The 4,801-nt window shown below is 69.1% G+C and carries 4 protein-coding genes and 1 pseudogene; 4 read left to right on the forward strand and 1 reads right to left on the reverse strand.

Going from position 1 to position 4,801, the window contains the following annotated elements; all coding sequences use genetic code 11:
- Window positions 1-376: 376 nt before the first annotated feature.
- Window positions 377-868: a GNAT family N-acetyltransferase gene (locus tag I8N67_RS40865; RefSeq protein WP_200309376.1), complete on the forward strand. Its 492-nt coding sequence runs from the start codon at window positions 377-379 to the stop codon at window positions 866-868.
- A 96-nt stretch (window positions 869-964) separates the two neighbouring features.
- A pseudogene (locus tag I8N67_RS43600) lies at window positions 965-1,123 on the forward strand (amidinotransferase); the annotation flags it as partial.
- Between the two features lie 229 nt (window positions 1,124-1,352).
- On the opposite strand, the gene I8N67_RS40870 reads toward I8N67_RS43600, so the two are convergent.
- A complete protein-coding gene (locus I8N67_RS40870) occupies window positions 1,353-3,038 on the reverse strand; it encodes a ribonuclease J (protein ID WP_200309377.1) in 1,686 nt (561 codons plus the stop codon).
- 530 nt (window positions 3,039-3,568) lie between these two features.
- On the opposite strand from I8N67_RS40870, the gene I8N67_RS40880 reads away from it, so the two are divergent.
- On the forward strand, window positions 3,569-3,895 hold the full coding sequence (locus tag I8N67_RS40880; RefSeq protein WP_372443916.1) for an STAS domain-containing protein: 327 nt from the start codon (window positions 3,569-3,571) through the stop codon (window positions 3,893-3,895).
- A gap of 552 nt (window positions 3,896-4,447) precedes the next feature.
- On the forward strand, window positions 4,448-4,657 hold the full coding sequence (locus I8N67_RS40885) for a DUF6243 family protein (protein WP_200309379.1): 210 nt from the start codon (window positions 4,448-4,450) through the stop codon (window positions 4,655-4,657).
- Window positions 4,658-4,801: the final 144 nt, after the last annotated feature.

The following is a 4,801-nucleotide window of genomic DNA, read 5'->3' on the forward strand; positions in this document are numbered from 1 at the left end:
ATACCGCTTTGGCGGGCCGGAAGAAGGCGCCAGTCCTGATCTTGGGCCCTTCGCTCGGTACGACCTGGCACAGGTTGCAGGGGCCGTCCAGGGGCGCCTGGGCCAGTCCAAGGGCGTCTGGGCCAGTCCGAGGCGGGCATGAAATCGCAGGTCAGGGCCTCCTGGTCCGGGAGGGTCCGCCCAGTTCGTGATACCCGCGTGATAGCGGGCGATACGGCGAGGCACCGCCAGAAACCGCTCCGACGGGACCGCCGCCGGCACGCACGATGCGGTCGGCTCCTCATGCGGTCCGTGTTCCTGAGACGCTTTCTCGGGCGACTGGTTTGCGATCGCACCCGCTCATACGTCCGGCTTCCCGGTGCGAAATACTCTCCCGATGAGTTCACGCACTTCCCAGATCAGCCAGCCGATCACGATACGGAGGGCCGTCGTGCGGGATGCCAAACGACTCACGCGGCTCGTGCGTGGCTCAGGCGCCTACGAGGGCAAGTACGCAGCAGCAGTCGCGGGCTACCGGGTCGGTCCTGATTACATCGAGGCCCACCGCGCCTTTGTGGCCGTCGGCGCCGACGAGCATGGAGGAGGCCGGGTCCTCGGGTTCTACTCGCTCGTCCTCGCTCCGCCGGAGCTCGACCTGCTGTTCGTCGCCGACGAAGCGCAAGGACGGGGTATTGGACTACTGCTCGTCGCGCATATGCAGGCCGAGGCCCGTGCCGCCGGGCTCGACCGGGTCAAGGTCGTGTCGCATCTTCCCGCCGAGGACTTCTACCACCGCGCCGGTGCGGTGCGGACCGGGACCGCGCTCGCGAACCCGCCCGCCGTGCCGTGGGACCGTCCCGAATTTGAGTTTCGCATTCCTTCGGAATGACGCGGTGCGCCGGTTCGCGGGGCACCGGCTCCGCCTGCGTGGTGGCAGGCGTGCAGGAGCCGCTGGACGCCGCGCGCCCCGTGTGTGCCGTCGTCCAACGCATTGTCCGATGGCCGTCACGTCCTCCTGCCGGAGACCGCCCCGCAGCTCTCGGACGACCTTCGGAGGCGAGGATTCGAGCCCATCGGAGTCGACTTGACCGAGCTCCTCAAGGCCGGGGGCAGTGCCAAGTGCCGCACTCTTGAGCTGCGTGAAACCGCTGTCCACGGTCCTTGGATGCCGGCTGACACAGCAGCTGGCATCCAAGTGCTCCGCAGAGTCAGGCATCCGTCACGCAGGAGGGCCCAGAGGACGTTGACGCGGCGGCGGGTAAGCGAGAGCACGGTCTGGATGTGACTCTTCCTTCGGCGTATTGACTCCCGTGCCCGACCTCGATGCCGGCGGGCCCCCGACCGGAACGGGGACCGTGCTGCCGCGCCGTGGCTCAGGCGTCGATGATGACGGGGATGATGAGGGGCTTGCGGCGGTGGGTGCGGAACGCCCAGTTCGCCACGGCGCGGGCGACGAGTTGTTCGAGTTGGTGCGCGTCCCCGACGCCTTCCTCGGCCGCGGTGGCCAGGGTCTTCTCGATGACGGGGATGACCGGCTCGAAGGTGGTGTCGTCGTGGACGAAGCCGCGGGCCAGGAAGTCGGGGGCCTCGGCGAGGGCGCCGGTGTCCGCGTCGACGATCGCCACCACCGTGACCACGCCTTCGGCGGCGAGGGTGAGGCGGTCCTTGAGGGACGCTTCGGTGGCGCCGCCTACTTCCATGCCGTCCACGTAGACGTTGCCGGCGGGGACCTTGCCGGTGATGGACGCGCGCCCGTCGACCAGGTCGACGACGACGCCGTCCTCGGCGATGACGACCCGTTCGGGGTCGACACCGGTACGGATGGCGAGGTCGCCGTTGGCCCGCAGGTGGCGCCATTCGCCGTGCACGGGCATGACGTTGCGGGGTTTGACGATGTTGTAGCAGTAGACGAGTTCGCCGGCGCTGGCGTGCCCGGAGACGTGCACCTTGGCGTTGCCCTTGTGGACCACGTGGGCCCCCCACCGGGTGAGTCCGTTGATCACCCGGTAGATGGCGTTCTCGTTGCCGGGGATGAGGGAGCTGGCGAGCAGGACGGTGTCGCCCTTGCCGATGCGGATCACGTGGTCGCGGTTGGCCATCCGTGACAGCGCGGCCATCGGTTCGCCCTGGGAGCCGGTGCACACCAGAGTGATCTTGTGGTCCGGGAGCTTCTCCAGCTCCTTCGCGTTCACGACCAGACCGGAGGGGACCTTCAGATAGCCCAGGTCACGGGCGATGCCCATGTTGCGGACCATCGACCGGCCGACGAAGGCGACCTTGCGGCCGTGCTGGTGGGCGGCGTCCAGGACCTGCTGGATGCGGTGCACGTGGCTGGCGAAGCTGGAGACGATGACCCGGCGCGGCGCGGTGCGCATGACCTGCTCGATCGCCGGGTTCAGCTCACGCTCGGAGGTGGTGAAGCCGGGTACTTCGGCGTTGGTGGAGTCGGTGAGGAACAGGTCAACGCCCTCCTCACCGAGGCGGGCGAAGGCGCGCAGATCGGTGATGCGGTCGTCGAGAGGGAACTGGTCCATCTTGAAGTCGCCGGTGTGCAGCACCATCCCGGCCCGGGTGCGGATCGCGACCGCGAGGCTGTCGGGGATGGAGTGGTTGACCGCCACGAACTCGCAGTCGAAGGGCCCGAAGCCGCGCCGGTCGCCCTCCCGCACCCGCACCGTGCGCGGCCGGATGCCGTGTTCCTTGAGCTTGGCCTCCAGGAACGCCAGTGTCAGCTTGGAGCCGACGACGGGAATGTCGGACCGTTCGCGAAGCAGGTACGGCACGCCGCCGATGTGGTCCTCGTGGCCGTGGGTGAGTACCACGGCCACGATGTCGTCCAGCCGGTCCCGGATCGAGGTGAAGTCCGGCAGGATCACGTCCACGCCGGGCTGGGTCTCCTCGGGGAACAGCACGCCGCAGTCGACGATGAGCAGCTTGCCCGCGTGCTCGAAGACGGTCATGTTGCGGCCGATCTCGCCTAGGCCGCCCAGGGCGATGACCCGCAGCCCTCCTTCGGGAAGGGGCGGGGCGGCTTTCAGCTCGGGGTGCGGATGACTCATACCCTGACCGTACCCGGAGAGCGGGACAGGTGATCCATTGCCTGTGTGTTCTCCTTTTCCTGACGGAGCGGGGCACCCGCAGTGGGTGCCCCGGCACGATCGGATCAGGCCGGCGACCGGGGACAGGGAGTGGTGAAAGCGGTACCAGCTTCCGTGGCCGAACCGTTCGCCCGGTGCTGGAGAAGATCTGGTGCACCCTGTCGTGCTTTCCGGCGTTCGCTGCCTCCCGGCGGGCCTCGGCACTGGTCCACTCGCAGTAGTCGAGACTCGGGTGCCCTCGGCGCTCAGGAGCAAGTGGGCTGAGCGGGCCCGAGGCAGCTTCCTCCGCCGGGCAGACAGATGGCGGTGTCCCCGAAGTGCTCGCCGCCGCGCCCGCCATGCTGGAAGCCGATGTGGTGCCCCATCGAACTCGACGACGAGGTCGCGCGGGGGCGGCTCGTCCGCGTCCGTGGTCTCGAGCCGGTCCCGGGAAGTCGAAGGTGACGTCCGTGACCGCGATGTCGTTGTCGATGGTCTTCGCTGCTCCGACGATGGGCAGGCCGCCGTCGTCCGAGAGCGTCCGGGCCGCCTTCTGCGGCTGCCCCGTGATCCGCTATCCACACCGCGACGCACTCCGACAAGCCCTTGACGCCCCCGACACCGCCCGTCCCCGTATCGTGGTCCACCTCGGTCGGGTCACTTTCATGGACTCCCGCGGCATCGACATCTTCATCGCCGCCCACCGCGCTACGACCGAAGCAGGCGGCTGGCTGCGACTGGCCGCACCCACCGCACCAGTGATGCGCACCCTGCAGATCGTCGGCGCCGACGCCGTCATCGACTGCCGCGAAACGCTTCGCCAAGCCCTCAGCGACTGACCCCGACCGCGGCCCGCGAACTGGACCCATGCCGATAACGTCCCCGAAAAGCGTGAGAGCTGTGCGCGGGCGCGGGCGCGGATCCGGCCGGGCCGCCGCAGGCATGGACGCCTACGCCTCCGGGCCGAAGGACCGGCGACGGCTCATTGAGCAAGTCGCCGACGGGCCTGCCGGAAGCACAGGACAAGCAGCCGTACTCGTGAGCCCGCAACGTGAGCCGGGCCACGTTCTTCGCTCCGCTTCAGCGTGGCAAGGGCGTGACAGGAATGGCGCTGCAGAGCCCCCGCTGGCTCTGGAGGGACGGCTGCCCCCGGGCGCTCACGGAAGGCCCGGCCGACGCCGGGACGGCGACGGAAGGCCCGCCCGACGCCGGGACGGCGAAAAACTTGGTGTGCGGAGCCGACGGGACCGGGTAACGTCTTGGTCATGTTCTTCCAGACGCCGATTTACGAGTGAGAGCGTGATGGGCCCCTGCTGACGTCCTTCGACGTAGCCGCGCCCGTCCCCCACCGATGAATCCGTAGATCACTTCACAACATTCCGGGAGAACCCTTGAGCAAGAACATCAACAACCCCGTGGGCATGGGCGGCGGCCAGCGCAAGAAGCTGTCGCGCGCCGAACGGCGGAACAACGGTCCGCACCGCAACCTCGACCGCCAGAGCGCCGCCGACCAGAAGGCGGAGCTGGTGCGCAAGATGCGCGAGAAGGCAGGCACAGCCGAGGGCGCCGGGCAGACGGGCGACGACACCGCACAGAGCTGACGCACCGCCGCCGCAGGGCGGCACCGCACGGGGCAGGGCCCGGACCGCGACACGTGGTCCGGGCCCTGCTGCCGTACCGGGCGCGACCTGCCCCGCACCGCTCTCGGCCGAGCACCCGCGTCTCAGCCGACCAACCGGGGCAGC

This window comes from Streptomyces adelaidensis (assembly GCF_016598475.1).
Classification (GTDB): domain Bacteria; phylum Actinomycetota; class Actinomycetes; order Streptomycetales; family Streptomycetaceae; genus Streptomyces; species Streptomyces adelaidensis.

Excerpts from the sequence above, each read along its gene's own strand:
- I8N67_RS40865 (WP_200309376.1), top strand. The coding sequence starts at position 377 with ATGAGTTCACGCACTTCCCAGATCAGCCAGCCGATCACGATACGGAGG.
- I8N67_RS40870 (WP_200309377.1), bottom strand. The coding sequence starts at position 3,038 with ATGAGTCATCCGCACCCCGAGCTGAAAGCCGCCCCGCCCCTTCCCGAA.
- I8N67_RS40880 (WP_372443916.1), top strand. The coding sequence starts at position 3,569 with ATGGGCAGGCCGCCGTCGTCCGAGAGCGTCCGGGCCGCCTTCTGCGGC.